The 22,237-nt window shown below is 56.6% G+C and carries 21 protein-coding genes; all 21 read right to left on the reverse strand.

Annotated features, from left to right (window positions below; all coding sequences use genetic code 11):
- Positions 1-2 precede the first annotated feature (2 nt).
- Positions 3-884 (reverse strand): class I SAM-dependent methyltransferase, encoded by an 882-nt coding sequence (locus RI101_02370; protein MEC4888881.1) that lies wholly within the window; start codon positions 882-884, stop codon positions 3-5.
- The gene (locus tag RI101_02375; protein MEC4888882.1) at positions 881-1,705 is read right to left on the reverse strand and encodes a glycosyltransferase family 2 protein; all 825 of its coding nucleotides are present in this window, start codon (positions 1,703-1,705) and stop codon (positions 881-883) included. The genes RI101_02370 and RI101_02375 overlap by 4 nt, the downstream gene beginning before the upstream one ends.
- Positions 1,702-2,505 (reverse strand): glycosyltransferase family 2 protein, encoded by an 804-nt coding sequence (locus tag RI101_02380; protein MEC4888883.1) that lies wholly within the window; start codon positions 2,503-2,505, stop codon positions 1,702-1,704. Before RI101_02380 ends, RI101_02375 begins: the two co-directional genes overlap by 4 nt.
- Before the next feature lie 9 nt (positions 2,506-2,514).
- Entirely contained in the window at positions 2,515-3,750 is a 1,236-nt protein-coding gene (locus tag RI101_02385; protein ID MEC4888884.1) for an O-antigen ligase family protein, read from the reverse strand.
- 15 nt (positions 3,751-3,765) lie between these two features.
- A complete protein-coding gene (locus RI101_02390; GenBank protein ID MEC4888885.1) occupies positions 3,766-4,497 on the reverse strand; it encodes a glycosyltransferase family 25 protein in 732 nt (243 codons plus the stop codon).
- A 53-nt stretch (positions 4,498-4,550) separates the two neighbouring features.
- On the reverse strand, positions 4,551-5,636 hold the full coding sequence (locus tag RI101_02395) for a glycosyltransferase family 4 protein (protein ID MEC4888886.1): 1,086 nt from the start codon (positions 5,634-5,636) through the stop codon (positions 4,551-4,553).
- 15 nt (positions 5,637-5,651) lie between these two features.
- Entirely contained in the window at positions 5,652-6,818 is a 1,167-nt protein-coding gene (locus RI101_02400; GenBank protein ID MEC4888887.1) for a glycosyltransferase family 4 protein, read from the reverse strand.
- Positions 6,819-6,822: 4 nt separating this feature from the next.
- Positions 6,823-8,793, reverse strand: a complete 1,971-nt coding sequence (gene asnB / locus RI101_02405; GenBank protein MEC4888888.1) for an asparagine synthase (glutamine-hydrolyzing) — start codon at positions 8,791-8,793, stop codon at positions 6,823-6,825.
- A gap of 45 nt (positions 8,794-8,838) precedes the next feature.
- A complete protein-coding gene (locus tag RI101_02410) occupies positions 8,839-9,717 on the reverse strand; it encodes a glycosyltransferase family A protein (protein ID MEC4888889.1) in 879 nt (292 codons plus the stop codon).
- 3 nt (positions 9,718-9,720) lie between these two features.
- Positions 9,721-10,926, reverse strand: a complete 1,206-nt coding sequence (locus RI101_02415) for a glycosyltransferase (protein ID MEC4888890.1) — start codon at positions 10,924-10,926, stop codon at positions 9,721-9,723.
- A gap of 121 nt (positions 10,927-11,047) precedes the next feature.
- Positions 11,048-12,325: a hypothetical protein gene (locus RI101_02420; GenBank protein MEC4888891.1), complete on the reverse strand. Its 1,278-nt coding sequence runs from the start codon at positions 12,323-12,325 to the stop codon at positions 11,048-11,050.
- Positions 12,326-12,574: 249 nt separating this feature from the next.
- A complete protein-coding gene (locus RI101_02425) occupies positions 12,575-13,327 on the reverse strand; it encodes a class I SAM-dependent methyltransferase (GenBank protein ID MEC4888892.1) in 753 nt (250 codons plus the stop codon).
- The gene (locus RI101_02430) at positions 13,320-13,988 is read right to left on the reverse strand and encodes a DUF268 domain-containing protein (GenBank protein ID MEC4888893.1); all 669 of its coding nucleotides are present in this window, start codon (positions 13,986-13,988) and stop codon (positions 13,320-13,322) included. Before RI101_02430 ends, RI101_02425 begins: the two co-directional genes overlap by 8 nt.
- A 280-nt stretch (positions 13,989-14,268) precedes the next feature.
- A complete protein-coding gene (locus RI101_02435; protein ID MEC4888894.1) occupies positions 14,269-15,207 on the reverse strand; it encodes an NAD(P)-dependent oxidoreductase in 939 nt (312 codons plus the stop codon).
- Positions 15,208-15,248: 41 nt separating this feature from the next.
- Positions 15,249-15,953 carry a nucleotidyltransferase family protein gene (locus RI101_02440; GenBank protein ID MEC4888895.1) on the reverse strand — a complete coding sequence of 235 codons (705 nt, stop codon included), beginning with the start codon at positions 15,951-15,953 and terminating at the stop codon, positions 15,249-15,251.
- Positions 15,954-15,960: 7 nt separating this feature from the next.
- Positions 15,961-17,130, reverse strand: a complete 1,170-nt coding sequence (locus tag RI101_02445; protein MEC4888896.1) for a DegT/DnrJ/EryC1/StrS aminotransferase family protein — start codon at positions 17,128-17,130, stop codon at positions 15,961-15,963.
- 106 nt (positions 17,131-17,236) lie between these two features.
- The gene (locus RI101_02450) at positions 17,237-17,773 is read right to left on the reverse strand and encodes a hypothetical protein (protein MEC4888897.1); all 537 of its coding nucleotides are present in this window, start codon (positions 17,771-17,773) and stop codon (positions 17,237-17,239) included.
- A gap of 10 nt (positions 17,774-17,783) precedes the next feature.
- Positions 17,784-18,383, reverse strand: a complete 600-nt coding sequence (locus RI101_02455; GenBank protein ID MEC4888898.1) for a thiamine pyrophosphate-dependent enzyme — start codon at positions 18,381-18,383, stop codon at positions 17,784-17,786.
- 160 nt (positions 18,384-18,543) lie between these two features.
- Positions 18,544-19,524 carry a GDP-L-fucose synthase gene (locus RI101_02460; GenBank protein ID MEC4888899.1) on the reverse strand — a complete coding sequence of 327 codons (981 nt, stop codon included), beginning with the start codon at positions 19,522-19,524 and terminating at the stop codon, positions 18,544-18,546.
- Positions 19,524-20,525: a kinase gene (locus RI101_02465; GenBank protein MEC4888900.1), complete on the reverse strand. Its 1,002-nt coding sequence runs from the start codon at positions 20,523-20,525 to the stop codon at positions 19,524-19,526. Before RI101_02465 ends, RI101_02460 begins: the two co-directional genes overlap by 1 nt.
- 45 nt (positions 20,526-20,570) lie before the next feature.
- A complete protein-coding gene (locus tag RI101_02470) occupies positions 20,571-22,127 on the reverse strand; it encodes a radical SAM protein (protein MEC4888901.1) in 1,557 nt (518 codons plus the stop codon).
- Between the last annotated feature and the right edge of the window lie 110 nt (positions 22,128-22,237).

Raw genomic sequence — 22,237 nt, forward strand, 5'->3', positions numbered from 1 at the left:
GTTTACGCGGGAACCTTTCTCAATAACACCAGCATGTCATGCCCTTGGCCCAATATCCTCGCCGGAATCGTCAGTATTTCCGCCATAACTTTGAGCACTCGATACGTGATCCGACCGACTTCGTATGGTTCCGCTAATGAGACCCGACGGGTTGTGCTTTGCTCCACTTGGAATCCACAACGGTCTGCCAATAATCCAACCGATGTGGGATTATAAAAGCTGATGTGCCCGCCATGCCCCGCCACCTGAAAATATCCCCAACGGGCCCCTACCAAACGGACCGTCCAACTCGCGCCATTGCCCGTTCCCACCACGAGCACACCATTCGGTCTGAGGATCCGCCACACCTCTTTCAACAACGCGTGCGGATCCGGAAGATGTTCAATGACCTCCATCAAGGTCACCGCATCGAAACTCGAATCCGGATAGCGCGCCTCTTGAAGGTACCCCTGAAAGACTTTGAGCCCTGAACCCTGGGCAAACCCAGCAGCTTGTGCCGCCGGCTCAACTCCTTCGGCGTCGAACCCATGGTGCAAGGCACTCCTCAGCAGAGCTCCACTGGAACATCCAACATCAAGAAGCCTGAGGGCTCGTCCCGGCTTGGAACCAACGAGGGCCGCCACAGTCCCAAACAACTTCGCCGCCCGAGCATCATGCCTGCGCTGCGTGTGCTCAGTCGGGAGCGTTCCTCTCGGCTGATCAAACTCCTTCATCGAACTGGCAAATGCCAGTGCCGTAATCTGACTGACCAACTGTCCGCACACAAGACACCGGCGCAACGCGCCTTCAGGCAACACAATCGCCGTTTCCACCAAGTCGCCTTCGCATCCAACCGGGCAACGTTCGATCAACTGCGCACCGACCATACCACCAGCAGTTGTCATATCTCAGCCCCCATCAGATAGCGGGTAAGCCCCTTGCCCGCCTGTGTGTCCTGCGATCGCAACACGTGCTCCAACCGCGCCCGGTTTTCCTCCAACCCGCTTCGAGCCTGCTCACGGTGCCATAAATGAAACACCGGCGCGGCATAACGGGCCGTCTTATGTTTGACGCCGCTTCGCAGCAACCGCACAACCAGATCGGTGTCCTCCAGCCCCCATCCTTCATAAGACTCATCGAGTCCGTTGACACGGACCAGATCGCTCCGCCACAGCGAGAGGTTGCAGGTCTTGATGCCCTTCCACCGTTCAGGTTCCCATTTGCGAAAACAGCCATCCGGCAAAATGAGCAGCGGCAGAAGCCGATTCACCTCGCGCCTGGCCCACGCCAAACTCCACTGCACCCAGCCCCACTCGTGAATAGGCAGCCGCCCATCCAGAACCCGCTGCGTCCCTCGCTCGGAGAGCAGCACGCGATTGGCCCCGAGAAAATACCCCGGCTCCGCTAACCGCTTGTGAGCCTGAACAAACTGCCGGGATGGCACGCAGTCGCCATCCGTAAAGATAATATAGTCCGCCGTGGTAGCCGCGGCCGCCCGATTGCGAATCGCGGCGGCTCGAAAGCCCCGATCCTCCTGCCACACATGCCGGACCGGTCCCTGACTCCGGCGCTGATAATCTTGGATCACCGCCGCGGTCTCGGACGTCGATCCGTCATCGGCGACGACCAGTTCAAAATCCCGATCGGTTTGCGCCTCATAGCCCGACAGCACTACGGCCAGCGCATCGGGTCGATTGTACGTAGTGACAATCACCGCGGTCTTCATGCCGCGGAATTCCCTCCGGGCCGGCGCAGAGGCGGCTGCGTCGGAAGCGGCCACTGCTCTTGCTCTTCATACCGCTTCGCATACCGGTAAAACGTGCCCTCGAAGTTTCCGAACGCAATCACAAATCCAGGCCAGCCGTCCAAAATTCCTTTTTTGAAAATATAATGCTTCATAAAGGACCAGATCCCATGCAGCAGCGCCTGCCCCATCGATACCCGCCGATTCGCGAGCTTGAGCACGCCAAGCGTGGAATACCGGTTCGCCTTCTTGACCACTTCCTCAAAGTTCCGGAAGGGCACCTGCCAGATCGCTTGCTTCAAACGTCCCACCGGTTTGGGCGTCAGCAGTTCGTAGCCCTCATGAACAGGGGATTCCACATACTTCATCGCGCCCTTGCGAAAAAATTGCGGCTGCCTGAAGTTCGGATACCAGCCGGAGTGCGTCACCCATTGCCCCATGAAGTAATTCCGCCTGGGCACCAGATAGGCGTCATGCGCGGGAGTGCCGGCCAGCAGCGCCAGAATTTCATCCCGGACTTCCGGCGTACACTGTTCATCCGTATCAATGCTCAGAATCCATTCATGCGAACAGGCGGCAATCGCGCGGTTGCGCAGATGACCGAATCCCTCGAACGGGATCTGCACGACCCGCGCTCCCATCTCAGCCGCAATCCGATCGGTTCCATCCGTACTGGCTGAATCCGCCAAGACAATCTCATCCGCCCACAACACGCTATTGATCGTGGTAGCGATTTTCGCAGCTTCGTTAAACGCGATAATGTAGACGGAAACCTTCTGCATATCCTCGTCCTATGCGTCCCGTGACGGGCCCCCACCAGGCGGCGTGACGGCTGATGGTGATTCAACGGCGAGCAGCACACCCAGGAACGTCGCCAGCATGTGCCCCTCGGCAAATGTTCTGAAATGCGAACTAAACAGACTCGTCACGCACCAGCCGGCGAGAATCGCCACTGCCAGCCGATGATAATCATGGCGTGCTTCGCGCTCACGTGCGATGGCGACGATCCACACGAGAAACACAGCCAGGCCTCCGACCCCCTGCTGAATCGCCACGGACAAGTATTGGTTGTGGGGATCCGTCGTATGCAGCGACCGCCAATCCGACGCCTCGTACTTCTTCGACACATGATCACCGTAGGCCGGCGCGAACCCCCCGGTGCCAACGCCCAGAAGCCAATGTTCTTGCAATACTTCCACACTGTTTCTGTAAAACACCCGGCGGCTGCCGAAGTTTGTGAGCCCCTCGGACTCCGACTCATTGCTCCACTGCACCACCGCCGCTGTCACCTTTCCCTGCAACCGCGGAGACACCCAAAATGCCAGCCAACCTACGACAACTAAACCTACCAGAATCAACACTCGATACTTCCACGAAGCGTTCCAGCACAATAGAGCGATCAGCCCCAATCCAAGGACGGCATAGCCGCTCCGCCCATCGGTAATAAACACAATATTAACAACATGCAGCAATCCCAGCGAAGGCCAGATCAGAGGGGTAGGCCCAAGCGTCTTCTTTTCCAAGGTCATCCACGCGCATATTAACGAGGCGCAAGCAAATGCCATCCCCTGCGTACCAGAATTCCGCAGCAACTCGTGCGGCCCACGCCGGAAGGTGACCCACCCGGCGGCAGAAAGAAAAGACCCCACAACTGCAACCGCGGTCCCGGCAAGAAACATAACCAGCAACCGTTCTTTCCAGCACTCCTCGTCAAAGATGGCCAGCGCCACAACAAACCAGAGGATTGTGCGCCATTTGTAAAAATCCGTCCATCGGTCCTGCCAGGGCACAGACGCGTACAACATCCCCAGCAAGACCACCCCGAGAAACGCCACCCCCCAATAGGCCAGCGGCCTCGCCAGTACACCCTTGAACCGAACAACAGCTTGACCACTCGCAAGAAAGGCCGCATAGGTCACAACCAGACCGATCGTGCCCACCGAGGGAGAATACAAGAGCCCCACGCAGGCAATGATGGCCGTAATCCGGGCAAGATCGATCAGTCGTTGGGATGAGATCAATGCCATACTTTTAGCTAGAGCTCAGTAGAGATACTTTCTCCGAAGCTTCTGTAACACAGACGTCACCCGCCGGACACAATTGGGAGGAGCCGGCTCCAGCACTGATCGGAAGTGCCCAGTCTTGCTGCCCTGCTCCACAATAGGAGGTTCAAGCCAATACATCGCAATCCCACGTTCCCGATCAATCTGTTCGAAGAGATTGTCGATGGGCAACAGAATCCCGTGCTGTTCGATCCACTCAACCCGTAAACGGGCCGCCTGACTACCCAGCACATAGGCCTCTCCCAACCGTCCTCTCTCGGACTTGTAGAGCCGTTGTCCGGGCACTCGCAATCGACGAGGCGTATACTGATTCCCTCCGCTCCCAATGAACAGAACGTGCGGAGATTCACATCGGGCAGATTCACGGATCGCCGCGTCAAGCTCCGGAATAAACCGAGAAACAAGCAGCGCATCGTCTTCCAAAACCAGCGCCCGCTGCCAGTTGCGATCGACAATCAGTCGTAGCGCCTGAAGATGCTTCAGCGCGCAGGACTGTTGCCCTGGGCTGAGGAAGGCGTTCGCAAAGTATTTAGTCGCAATGGTTGAGTCCAGGTCTCCGGCATCATAGGAGTGGATAAATTCATAGGGGATGCCGATTGGCTGAAGCTGCCGTTCAATACTCTGTCGCCGCTCAATGAAACTCCTGGGATTAATAACCAGAATGCCGTCAAGCAACCGGACATCCGCAGGATGATGCTGAACACTCGTCATAACGACACGCCAAGTACGGCCATCTGAGATCACACCGCTGAAACTTGAGCCTATCACAGACCTGCATGACCGGCATCGCGGCGGGCAGGCAAAACCCGTTGCTCAGCCTGATGGACTCCGAGCATAGCCAGCCCCACCACCACCCCCCAAAAACCAAGCACGACCCATCGCGTCCAGACATCAGCCATGTGATACCCCCATGCCAGCAACCCGCAGAGGACCATAAGGCCATACTCGGCTAATACGGTTTTCCGATGTCCCCACCCTAATAACACGAGCCGCTGGTAGTAGTGGCTGCGGTGCGCCTGCCAAATACGTTCCCCTTGAAGACTCCGCCGAATGAGCGTCACCGTGGCATCGACGATGAAGGGGGAAAACAGCATGATGGGAACCCAGAAATCGAATACACGGTCATGAACTCCGAGGAGCATCAGCGATCCAAAAAGAAATCCCAGCGACACACTGCCGACATCGCCCATGAAGATTCTGGCGGGTGGAAAATTGTGAAGAAGAAATCCGATCGCCGCAGCCACGGCACAGACCGCCGTCACAAAAAGGAATCCAAGCCCAGCGCTCCACCCAAACCAGGCGAGAAAGCCTCCGCCCACCACCGTCATGCCGCCGGCAAATCCGTCCATCCCATCCATAAAATTATAGAGGTTGGTCATCCACACAAGAAACCCTATCGAAAGGGGCACCGCCAGCCAGCCGAAATCTACCGCGCCTACCACAGGAAGAGAGAGGGCAGGAATCCGCAACCCCGCCCCCACAACTAGCATCGTAGCGGCCAGCAGATGGATCCCGAATCGGACAGACACAGGGACTCCGCCGCGATCATCGACAAACGACACCAACCCGATTCCATACGTCAGTAGCACAATCCACACCGGGGCAGGCCACCCCAATAAGCCCAGATCGGATATACCCTTCCATGGAGTCCCACCCCAGCTCATCCATGCCAGTCCGAAGAGCAGACCGGCTAAGATCGCCACCCCTCCGGTGCGAGGCGTGGGCCGGTTATGAAGCGACCGCTCGTTGGGATGATCGAGCACGGACAAGGCAAACCGCGCGCCCGCCAGCTGACCGGTCAGCCACCAGGCCACAAAACCGCTGATCACAACCCCTCCCCACAGCATCATGGATGATCAATTCGTTTATGCCGGTGAATCCGACGCGATTGTCTGGGAAAGGGCCGTCTGCCCCAGCAATTCACGATACAACGCAAGAAACTCGGCGCTGATTTTTTCCGACGAGTGTTCACGCACCACAAACTGCCGCGCATTCGCCCCCAAAACCGCCCGCCGTTCCGCATTCCCGAGAAGCTCCGCCATCGCCTCAGCCAAAGCGGCCGCATCTCGCACCGGAACCAGCAGCCCGGTGTGTTGGTGTTGAACGACTGACCGGCATCCGGGCACATCCGTCGCAATGACGGCTTTCCCACAGGCCGCTGCTTCCAACAAGACCTTTGGGAGTCCTTCACGATACGATGGCAACACGACCACGCTTGCCTGCCCCATGACTGTTGGAAGGTCCTCCCGATGTCCCCACCATTCAATTCCGTGTTCTCGCCTCCACTGCTCTAGTTGAGGCTCTCCGATTGCAGTGGGATTTCCCTGATCGCATCGTCCCACCAGGACAAAGCGCGCGCGCACCCCTCGTTGTGTCAAACGCACCACGGCGTCGACGAACTCTCCGACGCCCTTGTCCCACAACATCCGCCCCACCAACATCACGATGGGATCTCCGGACGGAGGCTCGACCGGCACAAATCGATGAATGTCGACACCAGACCCCGCAATGAGTCGAACCCGGTCCGATTGAGTGACATGTGCTCGGATCAAGACCTCCCGGTCGTCAGGATTTTGCACGACCACAAGAGCGCGACTCAAAGTAATCGCCTTCCGTAGCCCCCACTGCAACAACGCACGAAGGAGGGACGGGCCTTGTGGCCGGTCGGTAAACGCATAGCCCAGTCCGCCGAACACATTGATGACGGCAGGCACGCCAGCCGCCCAAGCGGCGAATGAGCCGTAGAGCACTGGCTTCATGGCCACATGCTGAACAATTTGTGGGCGGACCCGGCGATAGATCCGCACCAGCTCCAGAAAGGTCATCAATTCCCTCAACGGGTTTCGACTCTCCCGCAGCATCATGATCGGGATGAGGTCAAAGCCTTCCTGCTGGATACGCTCGGCATGGGCCGTCACGCGCGTGGCGATCGTCACCTCATAGCCCGCATCCCGTGCCAGACGGGCAAGATCGCGCCGAATCTCCCAAAAGGTCCAGTCTTCCGTGATGAGATACAGAAGCCGTGGCCGCATTGCGCTAGCGCTCATTCCAGGCCTGAAACATGAGCACATTCCACAGCGCGTATTGCCAATTCCGCTTGCCGGAAAGATGTTCCGCCCACCGTTGGCGGATGGGACCGGGATGAAAATACCCTTCCCGCTCAAGACGGCCGGCATCCAACAACGACTCAGCCCACTCCCGCAGCGGACCGCGGAGCCAGGAGTCCAGAGGAACACCAAACCCCATCTTGGGGCGCTCGATCAGTGCTCGAGGCACATAGCGATCAAGCACCTGCCGCAACAACCATTTTCCCTCTCCCTCTGTCTTGATTTTCATCGACAGCGGCACCGTCCAGGCAAACTCCACCAGCCGATGGTCCAAGAGAGGCACCCGCGCTTCAAGACTGACCGCCATGCTCGCCCGATCCACCTTCGTCAGAATATCGTCCGGCAAATAGGTCACCAAATCGAGGTACATCATGCGCATCGTAAACTCGGGAAGCCTAGCCCATGAGGACCGGTCATTCAACGTGGTCCGAGGCTCCGCTGGACCGACAACCGCTTCCGCCGGCTGCTGCCAGAGAGACACCATGCCTTGGTACATGGCGTCCGGATCTTTCGCCCCAAGCAGACCGGCCAGCTTGTGCATCTGATCACCTGGACGTTGCACTGCCGGCAGAGCAAAGGAAAGCCCATTATAGAGGCGGCCCCATCGATCGGGAGAGACGGCCTGAATCAGCGAACCGAGACCGGCCCGCACAGGCCGGGGAATGGGAGCAAGCCGGCCCCAGAGCCGGCGGCTCCAGAAATACCGATTGTAGCCACCAAACAGCTCGTCCCCGCCATCGCCGGAGAGAGCCACCGTCACATGTTTTCTGGCAAGCTGAGACACCAGGAATGTAGGAATCTGAGAAGAATCGCCGAAGGGCTCATCATACATCGCCGGCAGCTTCGGGATGACCGCACGCGCCTCCTCCGGCGCCACATAGAGCTCCGTATGGTCTGTCCCGAGATGCGCTGCCACAGCCTTAGCGTGCCCCGCCTCATTGTATTCGGCCTCCTGAAAACCGATCGAGAAAGTCTTCACCGGTACTGCACTCTGGGCTTGCATCAATGCCACAACAATGGACGAATCAATCCCCCCGGATAAAAATGCGCCCAGCGGCACATCCGCAATCATTCGCAGCCGAATCGCCTGACGAAGCAGCATATCGAGACGCTCGATCGCCTCAGTCTCCGTCCCTTGAAACGGGAACGCCACGCCCCGTTCAGCCACCTCACGCGCAGACCAATAGCGAGCCGGCTTCCATCTCGCCTGACCGTCGTCAGGATTAGGTGAAAACCCTTCCATCGAGCGCGCCGAATCTGGCGTCACCGTGAGGATACAGCCGGGCATCAACTTGTACGCATGCTGGAATATCGAGAGGGGGGCAGGCACATAAGCAAGACGCAGGAACAGCGCCAGCGCCCCTCGATTCAGCTGAGGGTCAAATTCCTTGACGCATCGAATCCCCTTTAACTCCGAGGCAAAGACAAACGCCCGCCCAGCCCAGCCGAAATAGAGCGGCTTGATCCCGAGACGATCGCGCACCAAACTGAGCTGCTTGGTCTCACGATCCCATAATCCAAACGCGAACATGCCGGCGAATCGAGACACCGCGTCCTGAAGCCCCCATCGCTCAATCCCCGCCAGCATGACTTCCGTATCGGAATGCCCTCGGAATCGATCCCCCTGTTCCTCTAACAGGCCTCGAAGCTCCGAGAAGTTATATACCTCCCCGTTGAACGTCATGACGTAGCGCCCGCTGGCCGATACCATCGGCTGATGTCCATCGGGAGACAGATCGAGAATCGACAGGCGCGCATGACCGAGCCCCAACCCAGCGGAGGCATCAGCCCAACTTCCTGCGTCATCAGGCCCCCGATACCGCATCGCCCCGATCATCTCGGAGGCGGTCCGGGCCGGATCAGCGAATCGATAATTCAATACACCGGCGATTCCACACATGTTTAGAAAATCTGCATCCCCTCTATCTGCATGGGAAAAGACACCCTACCGAAGAGCACGCTCTTCAGATGTGACACGACGCCATACCTCCCGCCATTCATCCTGCTCGCAATCGTTCGCCACCTGAAATGATTGTCGAGACCGATGACTCAAAGACCCTGTCGCCTCCAACAGCACATCACGCCCCAACGCAAGACCATGAATCAGCATTCCTCGCGCCGCCGTGATGGCCGACGAAGCATCCTGGACCTGCCTTACCAGTTGACGGCAATAGTTCAGGCGCCCGACCAATGATTTTTTTACGGAAATCCCTTCCAGTCGATAGCCCAGCAACAAGTCAGGGAGCGAAGCAAACCGACTGGTTCGATAGCTTCTGAGCAGCAGATCCTGATCCTGCCCCTTGGCTAACCCTTCCTCGTACCGATGCCGCGCAAACCATGAATGCTTGCCCATCCACGTCGGATGCGCCAGCGGAAATCCCCACCAGGGGCGGCCGCAAATCTCTTCATGGATACGAGCAGAAGGATAGACGCCAAGGGCCTGCCCCTCACCGGTAAACAGAATGGCCCCATGGCCCAAGAGATCGATGTCGGGATGCGCCGTGAGGTACTGCACCTGCCGCTCAAACCGCTCGGGGTATGCGATGTCGTCGGCATCCATTCTGGCAATGTATTTCCCACGGGCCAGTGTGACACAGTGATTAAGCCTGACCGCCAGGCCTTTCTGCTGAGGTTCATCCAGCACCTGAATTCGGGGATCCCGGAACAGCCGGAGGACGCGCGCGGTCCCATCTGTAGAGGCATCATTCACCAGAAGCAATTCCCAATCGGTGCAGGTTTGCCATAAAATAGACCGGACCGCGGCTTGCACGGTCTTTTCACCGTTATGAACCGACATGGCAACCGTAATAAGCGGAGTCGGCACGAATCAGCTTTCTTTGTAAAACATGCGGCCAGGCCATCCCGCAGCAGAGTAGGTCCGCTTCCCGCAAAGACGCCAAGACAGTTCAAACGCGATTCGACGCGCAGCGCGAGGCCCTCGTTGCTCCCCCCACACCAGCCGAGCGCCCAAAACCGCGAGCGCTTTGAGTCCGCATAACAGCAGCCCCCTTGAATGCCTGCGAGCCGCAACCTCAAATGCCAGCCATTCAATAGACCGCCGAGGCCGTTGCTCGCACCGCCGCATCAATTCCCCAACTACATCCGCAAAACGCCGATCATAGGTGTGCTCCTTACTCACCCGGTCGAATCCTCCACGAGCAATGGCATCCCGCCGGTCAGGACCAGCCAACAATGATTTGACCGCATGCACGAGCTCATCGCTTCCTTCAAAGGTGAGAATCTCCTTCCCTTTGATAAAATACCGCTCAAGATGCGGGGCCTCCTCCGTGAGCAAACATCCTCCATACCCAGGCACCTCAAACACCCGAGCCTTGATTTGCCGGTCGGCCGCACCGGCCACCCCCGGTTGAGAACCCTCGCTGAAGTTGAGGCTGATTTGCGAGGTTCGAACGATCTCTGCGATCCGTTTCGCTTCAACTGGTCCCGCTGGCCAGCCATGGCCAAAGCAGACCACATCGATCCCCTGTTTGCGCAACGCATCGACCATCATTTGACGATGTCCATACGAAGCGCCGACGAAGCTGACTGGGTACCGGCAATCCTTTGCAGGGATTGGCGAATCGAGAGTTTCGGCATTCGCCGCCCATTGCGAGAGATACACGCTTTCAATGCCATCTTCCTGATATCGGGCGACCATCTGCGGATAGGTGGTCACAAAGAGATCGAACTCCGATCCTATCAACCTGGAGAACATCGGATATTTCCAGGAATCGTCCGTCGACCAGTTGACCAGAAGCGCGCCGCTGTTGCGAATCAGGCGCAAAGTCTCGGTCCAGACCTCGTACTGCATCAACACACAAAAGACGATGTCCGGAGCGGTCTCTTCGACCCGGCGCAAGAGCGCCCGATTGAGCGCGGCAAAATCGGCATACGGTTCACGGGCAAACGACTCGAAGAAGCTGACCTGATGCCCCAATCTCCGCCACGACGGCAGGAAATTCACATACTCATAGCCGTCACCCCTCGCAGGATCACCATAGGCATGCCGGCCGAAGACACAGAGAATATTCATCGCTGGAGCCGAGGAAAGAATGGACAGGAACACCACGCCCTTAATTGATGGCCACGTGGCGATATCCCTGGAGGGACAGGTAAATACACAAGAAACGGACTCATGACCGGCAAGCGAGTCTTCACACAAGAGTTCGAGCGGCACAAGACCTGGCACCAGCCCGGGATTTCCGTCTCTGCCAACACCGCACTCCACACGCTCCCCCCAGCGTCGTCAACAGGCACAGCCACGGGTACCGATATCGATCTAGATTCCCAAGGTGCGGAACGGCAAAGGCATAAAAGACCATGAACAAGACGGCAAACCCTATGGCCACCATGAGGGTCGGCCGTTCTGGTAAACGAAAGACTCCCCAGATCAGCAACGCATAAGCCCCATACGCACTCAGCATCTGCCAAGCAGACACATTCCAGAATACCGACCGGCTCGGAAACCCGAAGAACGACCATTGGTTGGGAAAGGGTGCGAAGAACCCGATTTGAGCAGCACGTGGGAGATAGGCCACCACATCGGCCAAACTTTCAAAACCATGGTTCATATCGATCAGAGCGTCTCGAGATGCCTGATTCCGATCCGTAAGAAAGTCACGAAAACTCCCTCTATGAGCCACTACGATGGCGGCAACTTTATTTTCGACGGCTTGGGGAATCCACCCCATCGGCCGCCACAACTCGGTCGTTGAGGAATGATTGACGAATTCCATTCGCCTTTCCTGCGCCTTCTCCTCAAAATCCGACCATGACAGAGGGATGCTGGCCAGCAGGATGAATGCAATACCGGCAAGCTTCATTCCCCGCTCCACTCGACGCGCCCCCTCTTCCGATCGATACCATCCTATTGAGCGAACCGCGAGCCAACAGAAGCAGGCCATTCCCATAACTAGCGCAATAGAAACCATATACGGCCTGACGATTCCCATCAGCACAGTCCCGGCAAGCACCGAGCAGAGCGCATAGAACCATGACTTGGTCATCCCCACGGGAGGACTGAAAAAGAGGTCGGTAATGCGCACCCATCCGTAGACGAGCAACAACGCGCCAGCCCCAGAAAAACTATCTTTATTTGGCTGCGCATACAAAGCCATGTGGTAGGGGGAGATCCAGTACGGCACGCATAACAGCACCGCGGGCTTCCAAGACACGAAGTGCGTGACCACGCCATAGAGCGCAAGCGTGCCAATCACGTGCAGGATCGCATTAATTGGGATAACGCCTCTTGAATCGGGGCCGGTAAAATAGTACAGGACGGCCAAGATTCCCGCAGGGGCCTGCCCAGCGGGGCGTAAAGTCCACGCACTCCACCCCTGCACCTTCATGTCGGCCACCAGATCCACGGCAAGGCGTTGAAAGTAGATCGGATCCCCCGCAAATAGTCCCGAAGAAATCTCGGGTAAAAACATCGGGAGAAGGACTTCTCGATAAAGCATCATGAGCGCTACGGTAGCGAAAAGGAGTGCTCCTGGAATCAAGATCCATTGCGCTGCTCTTCCCGCTCCTCGACCATCTGGCGAATACACTTCTACTCTACCGGTCCTATCCATGGAGATGCTACTCACGCCCTTCAGCCTCACACCTGTCAAATAACCCCACGATCAGCAAGGGCTCCATCAACCGATAATAATAACTCCCAGTACCAGCTGACACTTCCATCATCGGCAAGCCTTCCCGGAATTTCGAGCTGCCACATGGAATCCAATCGTAAATCGTTTCTCCCCATCAAATCGGTCAAGGTATTTACACAGGAGTGGAATAAGGCCCCCTAATGGCAGGGCCAATGCGATCCAGAGAGGAGTCCAGATAAGTTGTGCAACAAGCGGAAGCTGTATTCGAAACGGCAGCGTTGTCTGAAGAAACCGCAAGGTCTCCTGGGAATAAAATCGGAAGGACCCTTCATTGGGCTCAATAGTGATTGCCTCAAATCCGGCTTCCCCCAGAAACCGTTCGTACCACCAGGGCGTGTACCCGCCATAATAATGGTAGGGCTCTTGATGGATGCCAGAACCCAAAGGCGCCGTGAGAATAAGGCTACCGCCAGGCTGAAGAATCCGGGCAAACTCATGGACCACCCGGATCGGTTCCGGATGATGTTCAAGCACTTCCGTGCAGAGTATCGCTCCGAAGCTCCCGTCAGGAACCGGAATTGCCGCGAGATCGGAGACATAATCGAGCTGCCCATATCCGCCGTGCCGCAGCTGATCTCCGCGCAACGGCGCCAGATCCTGCGCGCGATACTCGCAGTGCGCAAACAAATGGCGATAGGGACAGGATCCGGCACCGACATCCAAGACTTTCGTTCCCGGCGGCAACTGCGCAGCCTGCGCGGCAATCCATCGGTCTCGCCGGACAACATTGAACGAAAACAGTTCACTCTGAGCCAAACGGCGCCGCAGCCAGTTACGCATCAGGCTTTACGAATTCGAATAACCCGCACCCGTATTCAAGACGGGCCGCAGCCTCAGGAGAAACGCGCTCCCGGAACTCTCCCTCATCATCGACGAGCGAAAAGGCTTCCAACCGGAGGGCGGGGAAATACGATTGAATGGTATTCGGAGCGTGAACCCGATGCGCATTGAAACACACCCGTTCACGCCCGACTGGGGTGGAAAGAAAGAGCCGGCCGCCCGGCCGCACAATACGTTGCAATTCCGCAGCTGCCAGTCGGCTCCCCTCCGGATCGAGAGGATCGCCATATCGACCGAGCCCCACATGCTCAATCACATGCAGGCACGACAACGAGGCAATGCTGGCATCCCGAAAAGGCAGCCTGACGATGTCTCCGGCAAGAGAGCTCAGGTTAGAGAGGCGGGCTCGGAGCGGGCGATAATCGACAAATACTGTCTTCACACTGGCGCTCAACACATTAATCATCATCGCGCTGGACCCAATATCGACGTGCAACGACGGCCTGACTACCTGCAACCGGCGCGCAAGCCAGGCTGCCTGAAAAAAATAATGCGGATCGAACGGGGTCGCCTTTACGCGATCGCTCAAGCAGGGGTAGGAATCGTTCCATGAGAGCCGCTGCCCCGGCGCGGCCTTCCGGTAGGCCAACCAATCAGCCACATAGCGAGGCAGTTGCCGCAAACTCGTAGCGATATGGGGACCGAAGAACGCTGCCCCCCAGCGAACGGTTGCACTGTTACGAGAAAGTCGTCTCACGAGGAACAATAGAGCATAAATGAGCCAAGGGAGAAAACATCTCGACGCTGCAAGCCCTGACACTGCGGATCACGCATGTCTTATCATCATGCGGAAGCGCGGCCCGCTGAAAGACAGCTGAACATCACCATCGGGCAGGAACCAGCCCCGACAAACTGAACCAGCAAAGTTAAGATACAGCCGGCTACACATTCCCGTAGCGCGTGTTCTTGATCATGGTGTAGCCCTTGATCAAGTCTCCGATTCCCGCATCGAGCGAATACATGGGCTTGAAACCCGTGGCTTCGATCTTGGCATTAGAGACAATATAGTTCCGCTGATCCGGGTCCTTGCCGACCGGCGCATCGAGAAATACAAAATCGGGAACCTGCTTCTGAATATGTTCGCACAGCTCTCGCTTCGACACGTTCGCGTCGGAAAGGCCGACGTTGTAGATCTGGCCTTTCATCTTGTCGAAATTCGCGATGGCATGCTGAAACACGCGCGAGACATCGCGCACATGCACATAGTTGCGCTTGAAGGAGCTTTCGAACAGGACGACGAAGCGGTCATGGACCGCCCGATAGGTAAAGTCATTCACCAGCAGGTCGATGCGCATGCGCGGCGACATCCCGAACACGGTCGCCAGACGGAAGCTGATCGCGTTCTCCCGCTGCATGAGCTCTTTTTCGATCCCAACTTTCTCCTTCGCATAGAGCGAAATCGGATTGAGCGGAGACTCTTCGGTACAAAAATTATTCTTATCCCCGGTTCCATACGCACTGTTAGTGGTCGGCATCAATACAAGCTGCTGCTTCGACAGCAGCTTCAACATGAGAGTAATCGCGTCATGATTGACCGTCGTCGCACCCACCGGATCCAGGCTACACATCGGCGCGCCCACCAACGCAGCCAGGGGAATCACGATATCGGCCTTCTTGATCAGCGGCGCCATGACGCTTTCGATACGGATGTCGCCTTTGACAACTGAAAAGTTGGGATGATGGCACACATGGTTGAGGCTGGCCTGCTTGTACATAAAACTGTCCAGCACCGTGATCTTGTGGCCTAACTGAAGCAGATCCGGAACCATAGTGGAACCAAGATAGCCCGCACCGCCGGTAACAAGGATGTTGTAACTCATAGACATGTCCTTTTGGGTGATTGAAACATGATCCCGTGGAGCTAGCCTCTTAATACGCTCGCGGCCCGATGATAGTCATCGGGCACCCCGATGTCGATGAACGTCCCGGTGCACTCAATCCCATACATGCGCTGACCGGAAGCGAGCGCGGCGGGGAACAGGTCATCCTCAAGGGACACCTTTTCACCCGATGCGAATCGGACGCCGCGCAACGCCCGGGGGTGCACCCAATAGACGCCGCCATTCGCAAGGCGAGATTTCTGTGTGCTGCCCAATTTCAGGGAGATGATCCGCCCTTGAGGCGAGAGTTCAAGCCCCATGTAACGCCCCTTCTCCTCGGTCCTGAACAACGAGAAGCACCAGTCTGCGTCATGAGCCTTGGCATAGGCGCTCAACTCCCGCCAGTCCACTGCAAAATAGGTATCCCCGTTCAGCAACAAGAAGGGCTCGCTTTGGACGACCTTCTCTGCGGCAATCAAGAGTCCTCCGCCGGTGCCCAGTGGCTTCTCCTCAACCGCGTATTCGAGCTCAGCACTTTTGTATCGAGCCCCAAAGTGATCCATGATGGTTTCACGCCGGTACCCGACGGACAGGACGAACCGCCCGATCCCCTGGGCAATCCAATAATCAAGTTGATATTCGAGAAACGGCCGGCCGCCGATCGGAGCCATCGGCTTCGGCAAATCAGGCACCGCACTGCGCAGCCTGGTCCCGAGCCCGCCTGCAAGAATCACGGCGGAGGTCATACCCGCCTCATACTGAATTCAGAATCCTACACAACTCATCGATCTCGCCTTCCCGCAGATCAGGAAAGTTGCCGATGTAGAAGCCGTAGAAGTGGACATGTTCGGTTTCAGGGAACGCCCGGTGGTGATCCTTAGGAACGATCCCTTGCAAATACGGCTGGCGAATCTGATTCCCGCCGCCTGCGCTTCCACGCCGGAACTCAATACCTGACTCACGCATGACCTTCATCAAACGCTCGACCAGCTCGTCGTCCGGACGTCTGAGAATCAGATTGAACGCGTAATTGCTTGATCCCTCAAGCTTGAAATCGGTTCGGTACTTTGTAGAGTCAATCTGCCTGAGAAAACGCAGTAAATTTTCAGTCCGTCGCCTCACGTTGAAATCCAGGCGCTTCAGCTGGCTGCGGCCCATGATGCCACCAATCTCAGTGTTTCGCATGTTGTAGGCAGGAAAGGCGAAAATGAAGTCCGGGTTCAATTCCGGATTCGCCGACCGGTAGGCCGCCTGGACGGCCGGATCGCTGGCCTCCCGGACCATGCCATGCGAGCGCAGCATGCGAATCTGTTGGTAGACCTCCTGGTCATTCGTGCATACCATTCCTCCTTCGATTGTGCTCATGTGATGAGCGTAGTAGAAAGAGAAATTCGAGATCCATCCGAAGCTCCCCAGCTTCTTCCCGCTATGTGTGGCGCCATGCGACTCGCACACATCCTCGATCAACGGAATATGCCGCTGCTGCAACTCGCTCACTAATCGATCCGTGAGCCCGTCAAATCCCTGGACATGCGTGAGAAACACCGCCCGTGTTCGCTCCGTGATTGCCGCAAGAATTTTATTAGCATCCATGGCCAGCGTTCGGGGATCGATATCTACGAAAACCGGCGTGAATCCGTTTTGCAGCACCGAGGCGATATCGGATACCCAGGCCAATGGCGGGACGATGACCTCTCCTCCATCCGGATGGCGGATCTTGAGGATGGCCATGGTCAGGAGATTGGCCGATGCACCGGAATTGACAAAAACACTGTGCCTGACGCCTAACCACACAGACCATTCGGTTTCGAAGGCCCGCACCTGGGCGCCATGCGTTAGGATGGGATCGTCCTGCTTGAGATGCTCAATCACTGCATCCAGATCCTCACGAAGAATATTGTTGCGCATCAACGGATATTTCATACATCCCTACCCAATGAATGGCTGATCGATTTCATGACACTCGCACTCCGGAATACGGCTAAAGCAATCCTTCTCGCTGACCGCCCCTTGCCTGGGTGAGTGCCGCCTACTTCTCTCCATAGTAATCGCCATACTCGACCAGGATGGTGCTGCGCCCGTCCTCGCGAAGCAGGGCACGCTCGTAGGCCGGGAAAACATCCGCTGGCTCATCAAGCCGAATCACTTCGATCGTGCTACACATGGCGCGGAGCGCCTCGGTGAAATCCCCCACATGCTGATGCTGGGGGTGCAACGGCCGCTGCGACCCGATCCCCGTGCGAATAATGGCCTTGGCCTTGTAGCCGCCGTTCGACATGACCTGAATCTTGTCCAAATGATTCACCAGCTGATTGATGGCACAGAGAAGAAAGTTCCAGCGCGGGAAAATGCTGACAGGGACAAGTCCCGTCAGAGCCATACCCGTCGTCATCCCCATCTGCATTTCTTCGGCAACGGGCAGTTCGATGAGACGGTCGCGGGGCACATCTTTCAGCGTATTGGTCATAGCCGTCCCTGGAACGGCCACTGCCTGCCCAATGAAAATCGTACGGGGATCTTGGGCCAAAAATTCCATCGATCGCTTCAACTCGTCAAAGTACTTCATACCCATCACCTTAAAACTGAACCCGCACGCCGGCACCAGCATGGGGATATTTGGTTTCGTAGCGGTAGTAACTGATGTACTCATCGGCCGCGCCCTCGAAGCTCAGACGGGGCTGATTCCAGGCCTCCCTGGTATCGGTGCAGACCGATTTCGCATTGTCTTCGACAATAAAGTGGATCGGCAGGCGGTGATTTCGGCTGTACTTGATCGCCTCATGGGCGATCCCAGTCTCAGCCGTCATGTCTCCGACAAAACAGTACACCCTGGCGTCCTCGCCTCGCCGCTGAATCGACATGGCTGTCCCGACAGCAATCGGCAACACCCCGCCGACGATGGCCGAGGAATAAATACGATGCTCGGGGAAACATAGGGAGATCGAACGCCCAGCCAAGATCTCCTCACGAACCAATTCCGTGGGCACTCCCTTCAAAAGACATTGGTAATGTGACCGCCACGAACAAAACACCCAATCCTGGGAACGAATGTTCCGAAATACTCCGATCATTGCCTCTTCGTTGCCGAAATACAGGTGTACAGGCGCGCGAATTTTCCCCGCGTTGAACAGGGCGGCAATTTCTTCCTCGAATGCGATCAGCTGTTCTTTCGTCATCTCTCCATCCTTCGCAGGCTGCGCACTCGGGCGCAGACGATTATCCCCTCAGATTCGCTCATATCGGCTCCTGCGGAAATCCAAAATACTATATCGATTCCGCAACTACCACCTCACCTTCATTGTGACGGGCTCACATCCTGCAAGCCTGCACAGGACGCTATCCTCTGGTCTCACGCATGGGCGCAGTCTCGCGATCGGCATGATCGACATACCACCCATAGGTTGCAGCCAGCCCCTCGGCGAGTCTGACCTTCGGTGCCCAGCCTAACGACTGAATCCGCGCGCTGTCGAGCAGCTTCCGCGGTGCCCCGTCAGGCTTTGTGAGATCCCACTCCAGCCGCCCCTTGTAGCCCACCACCCCGGCGATCAATTCGGCCAACTCCTTGATCGAAACATCGACACCGACCCCGATGTTAAGAGGAAGATCGACCGCGATATCGTCCTGCGCCAAGAGATGCAGGCAGGCATCGGCAATATCGTCTGCATGAATAAACTCTCGCCGCGGCGAACCGCTTCCCCACAGCGTGACGGATTTGGCCCCGCTCACCTTGGCCTGATGAAATCGCGCCATGAGCGCAGACAGAACATGACCGGATTTTGGATCGAAGTTGTCATGCGGACCATAAGCACTATTGGGGATAACAGGAATATACCGGGTGGCACGATCTTGCTTATTGTAGGCCAGACACATGTATGTTCCTGCAAGCTTGGAAATGGCGTACGGTAGACTCGTCGGTTCCGGCTTCCCTGATAAGAGGGCGTCTTCAGTCATGGGCTGGGGACATTCTCTGGGGTACATGCAGGAAGAGCCGAAGAGGATCAGTTTGCGCACACCGGTCCTGCGCGCAGCCTTCAAGACATTGAGCTGAATGGCAATATTTTCATCCATAAAGTCAGCCGGGAATGTCTGATTTTCGACGATCCCGCCGACTCGACCGGCAGCCAGCACCACACATTCAGGGCGGGCGTCCGCGAAGAATTCGTCGACCTGTCCGGCATTCTGCAAATCCATTTGACTTCGGCGTCTCGTGATTGGAGCCTGATAGCCCTCACGCTCCAACCGTCTGACGATTGCCGACCCAATCAGACCGGCATGACCCGCAACATACACGACCGTATTTTTCTTCATCCTCGCCATCAGAAAAGCCCATTCGGCTGATATAGCACAACTCGGCTGCCGGAATTCTCAAACCGGAACGGCACATGGATCAGATGCTTGAGCCGCTCTCGGACTTTGGACTGCAGGTCAGGCTTCACAAATAACAACAAGAACCCTCCGCCGCCGGCCCCTAGGATCTTGCCGCCAGTCGCTCCCACACGCAGAGCCTCCTCATACAGATGGTCAATCTCGGGAGTTGACACCTTGTCCGACAAACTTCGCTTGTACAACCAGCTCTGATGCAGTAACCCTCCCACCTCCTCGATCGGCGTCTTCATGTCTTGGAGGATGTGGATGGCTTCATCGACCATCTCTTTCATACGATTGAGCTCGTTCTCGCGGCTCTTGAAATTGTCGATCTTGGACTTGGCGATCTCCGAAGCAATCCTTGAAAACCCGGTAAAACACAGCATCAAATGCGACTGAAACTCATGCAACCGGTCCTTCGTCAAAATGATGGGCGAAACCTGGAATGTGTCATTCGTCTTGAAATCGATTCGATTGAATCCGCCAAATGCCGCAGAAACCTGGTCCTGCGATCCGACATTTTCCTTGATGATCTGCTGCTCCATGTGGATGGCTTGCGCGGCCAGATCGTCTTTCGAAACATATTTTCCACGCAACGCGGCAAGAGCATGGATCAACCCAACCGTGAAGGATGAACTGGACCCAAGTCCTGATCGTGCAGGCAAATCGCCATCGTGATGAATTTCGAGTCCATGATCGTCGCAGCCTGCCCAATCAAGAATGGCACGAACGGCTGGGTGCTTGATCTCTTCAACCCGCTGCACGTTCTCGATCACAGAATACACAATACGATGTCGATGTTCGAAGAACGGCGGAAGGTAGCGGCAACTAATATGGCAATACTTGTCGATCGAGGTGGCCAGCACAACCCCGCCATGCTGTTGATACCACGCGGGATAGTCGGTGCCGCCGCCAAAAAATGAAATGCGGAAAGGAGTCCTTGTGATAATCATGTTCGCAACCGCATCCTTTCCTGGCTGGCCAGTCGAGAGGGAGAGCTAATCACCGAGCAACTTGCGCCGCAGCCGCACTTTGGCCATAGCTTCGACGTTCGCCCGCTCCTTTTCCCCGAACTTGGTTTCAACTAATTTCAAGTAGGCCGGATTGGAGAAATACTTTTGCCACGCCTCATCGCGAAACCTCAGCACTTCCGCCGCCGCCACGTGTTTCGTCGGAAGTGGCTGGCTATCGTAGGAGAGAAACGCATACCCGCTGTAGGTTTCCGGGAGCGCCCATCCATACTGTCTGGCCATGTGATACATCGGACTGCCGGGCAACGCCTGGCATGGATACATGTTGGCCATCTCCGTGTTCAACTCGAGCGCCAAATCCAGCGTTTCCCCCATCGTCTGCAGCGTATCGTCCGGGAAGCCGAAGATGTAGTTACTGATAACATTCATGCCGCCGGCTCTTACCTTCTCGCACACTCCTCGAATGTTAACTTCTTGGAAGGAACCTTTCGAGACCTCTTGCCGCACGGTTTGATTGCCGGCTTCAATACCGAGTGCTAGCCAATTGATGCCAGCCTTTCTGAACAGTTCGATATACTCATGACGCACAGTATCGACTCGCGCATAGGCCCACATCCGCAACTTAAGATTCCGCTCGATGATGTCATGCAGGAGAGGCTCGTAGTACTTGCGATTCAAGAAGAACATTTCGTCGCTGATGCGAACGGTCTCGACTCCCATGCGGGCCAGCTTTTCGAGTTCTCCGGCGATGAGCTTCGCACTCCAGAAGCGCATGCCGCGCGATTGCGCCGCGTCGACCGTGCTCCCGTTATCGACACGATTGATGATGTTGATCATGCAGAAGTCGCAGCCGAACGTGCAGCCGAGCGAGGTATAGATGGCCGCGAACGGTGTCCGCTTTTCGTGATCGAACTCGGCATGCCAAAAATGCGCCCGATACAAATCGAGCGGACGCGATCGGTAAGGAAGAAGATCCCATGCGTAACCGGGCATATCAATATCCATACAGTCCTGCGGAACCACGGATTGCGGCTCGTTCAAGATGGATCGGATTGTCCCTGAAGAATCAGCCGCCTTGTATCCGATCCCCTTTACAGCCTTCACCCCGGAGCTGAGATCGGTCCGCAGAAGATTGTGCAGTGCGTAGACACCTTCATTCAGTAGAACAAAATCGACAAACGGGAACTGCAAAACCTCCAGTGGCAACGCACTGGTGTGAGACCCCACGAAGCAGATAGAGAATTCCGGATGTTGCTGCCTCAGTTCATTGGCAAGCGCGCTGGCGCCGATCATTCCAGTCGTCCCGGAATTGGGGTTTTGTCCATACACCACAAAAACGACCAGCCGCGGGTTCGCACTCTGAATCCGGCTCACGGCATCGGCCAGCGATAACTTCTCCGCATCACAATCCAGGATGGCGACGCCGAAATCCTTGGCACGACATGACTGTGCCAGTAATAATGCCCATGTAGGAGGCTCGATCGCTGAATACGTCTTCGCTAATCCCTGATACGCCTGCAATGATGAATCGGCGTTGACGAAGAGCACATCCAATTGCCTTGAGGGCATGCGCGATGCGGCCATCAATATCCCTGCCTCTCCTCTGATGTTCTCAGAATTCCTTTTAGGCGAGTGTTCGGCAAAACGTCCCCCTCCCGATGATTCTACGGCAACGGCGGAGGAACACTCTCGCC

This window comes from Nitrospira sp., from assembly GCA_035968315.1.
Classification (GTDB): Bacteria; Nitrospirota; Nitrospiria; order Nitrospirales; family Nitrospiraceae; genus Nitrospira_D.

What these genes read in the sequence shown, in the direction of transcription:
- RI101_02445 (MEC4888896.1), bottom strand. Translation starts at nt 17,130, where the DNA reads ATGAAATATCCGTTGATGCGCAACAATATTCTTCGTGAGGATCTGGAT.
- RI101_02455 (MEC4888898.1), bottom strand. Translation starts at nt 18,383, where the DNA reads ATGACGAAAGAACAGCTGATCGCATTCGAGGAAGAAATTGCCGCCCTG.
- RI101_02425 (MEC4888892.1), bottom strand. Translation starts at nt 13,327, where the DNA reads ATGCGTAACTGGCTGCGGCGCCGTTTGGCTCAGAGTGAACTGTTTTCG.
- RI101_02450 (MEC4888897.1), bottom strand. Translation starts at nt 17,773, where the DNA reads ATGAAGTACTTTGACGAGTTGAAGCGATCGATGGAATTTTTGGCCCAA.
- asnB (MEC4888888.1), bottom strand. Translation starts at nt 8,793, where the DNA reads ATGTGTGGAATCGCCGGTGTATTGAATTATCGATTCGCTGATCCGGCC.
- RI101_02440 (MEC4888895.1), bottom strand. Translation starts at nt 15,953, where the DNA reads ATGACCTCCGCCGTGATTCTTGCAGGCGGGCTCGGGACCAGGCTGCGC.
- RI101_02390 (MEC4888885.1), bottom strand. Translation starts at nt 4,497, where the DNA reads ATGACGAGTGTTCAGCATCATCCTGCGGATGTCCGGTTGCTTGACGGC.
- RI101_02385 (MEC4888884.1), bottom strand. Translation starts at nt 3,750, where the DNA reads ATGGCATTGATCTCATCCCAACGACTGATCGATCTTGCCCGGATTACG.
- RI101_02375 (MEC4888882.1), bottom strand. Translation starts at nt 1,705, where the DNA reads ATGAAGACCGCGGTGATTGTCACTACGTACAATCGACCCGATGCGCTG.
- RI101_02460 (MEC4888899.1), bottom strand. Translation starts at nt 19,524, where the DNA reads ATGGCGAGGATGAAGAAAAATACGGTCGTGTATGTTGCGGGTCATGCC.
- RI101_02395 (MEC4888886.1), bottom strand. Translation starts at nt 5,636, where the DNA reads ATGATGCTGTGGGGAGGGGTTGTGATCAGCGGTTTTGTGGCCTGGTGG.
- RI101_02420 (MEC4888891.1), bottom strand. Translation starts at nt 12,325, where the DNA reads ATGTTTTTACCCGAGATTTCTTCGGGACTATTTGCGGGGGATCCGATC.
- RI101_02435 (MEC4888894.1), bottom strand. Translation starts at nt 15,207, where the DNA reads ATGAGTTACAACATCCTTGTTACCGGCGGTGCGGGCTATCTTGGTTCC.
- RI101_02380 (MEC4888883.1), bottom strand. Translation starts at nt 2,505, where the DNA reads ATGCAGAAGGTTTCCGTCTACATTATCGCGTTTAACGAAGCTGCGAAA.
- RI101_02370 (MEC4888881.1), bottom strand. Translation starts at nt 884, where the DNA reads ATGACAACTGCTGGTGGTATGGTCGGTGCGCAGTTGATCGAACGTTGC.
- RI101_02415 (MEC4888890.1), bottom strand. Translation starts at nt 10,926, where the DNA reads ATGAATATTCTCTGTGTCTTCGGCCGGCATGCCTATGGTGATCCTGCG.
- RI101_02465 (MEC4888900.1), bottom strand. Translation starts at nt 20,525, where the DNA reads ATGATTATCACAAGGACTCCTTTCCGCATTTCATTTTTTGGCGGCGGC.
- RI101_02470 (MEC4888901.1), bottom strand. Translation starts at nt 22,127, where the DNA reads ATGGCCGCATCGCGCATGCCCTCAAGGCAATTGGATGTGCTCTTCGTC.
- RI101_02400 (MEC4888887.1), bottom strand. Translation starts at nt 6,818, where the DNA reads ATGCGGCCACGGCTTCTGTATCTCATCACGGAAGACTGGACCTTTTGG.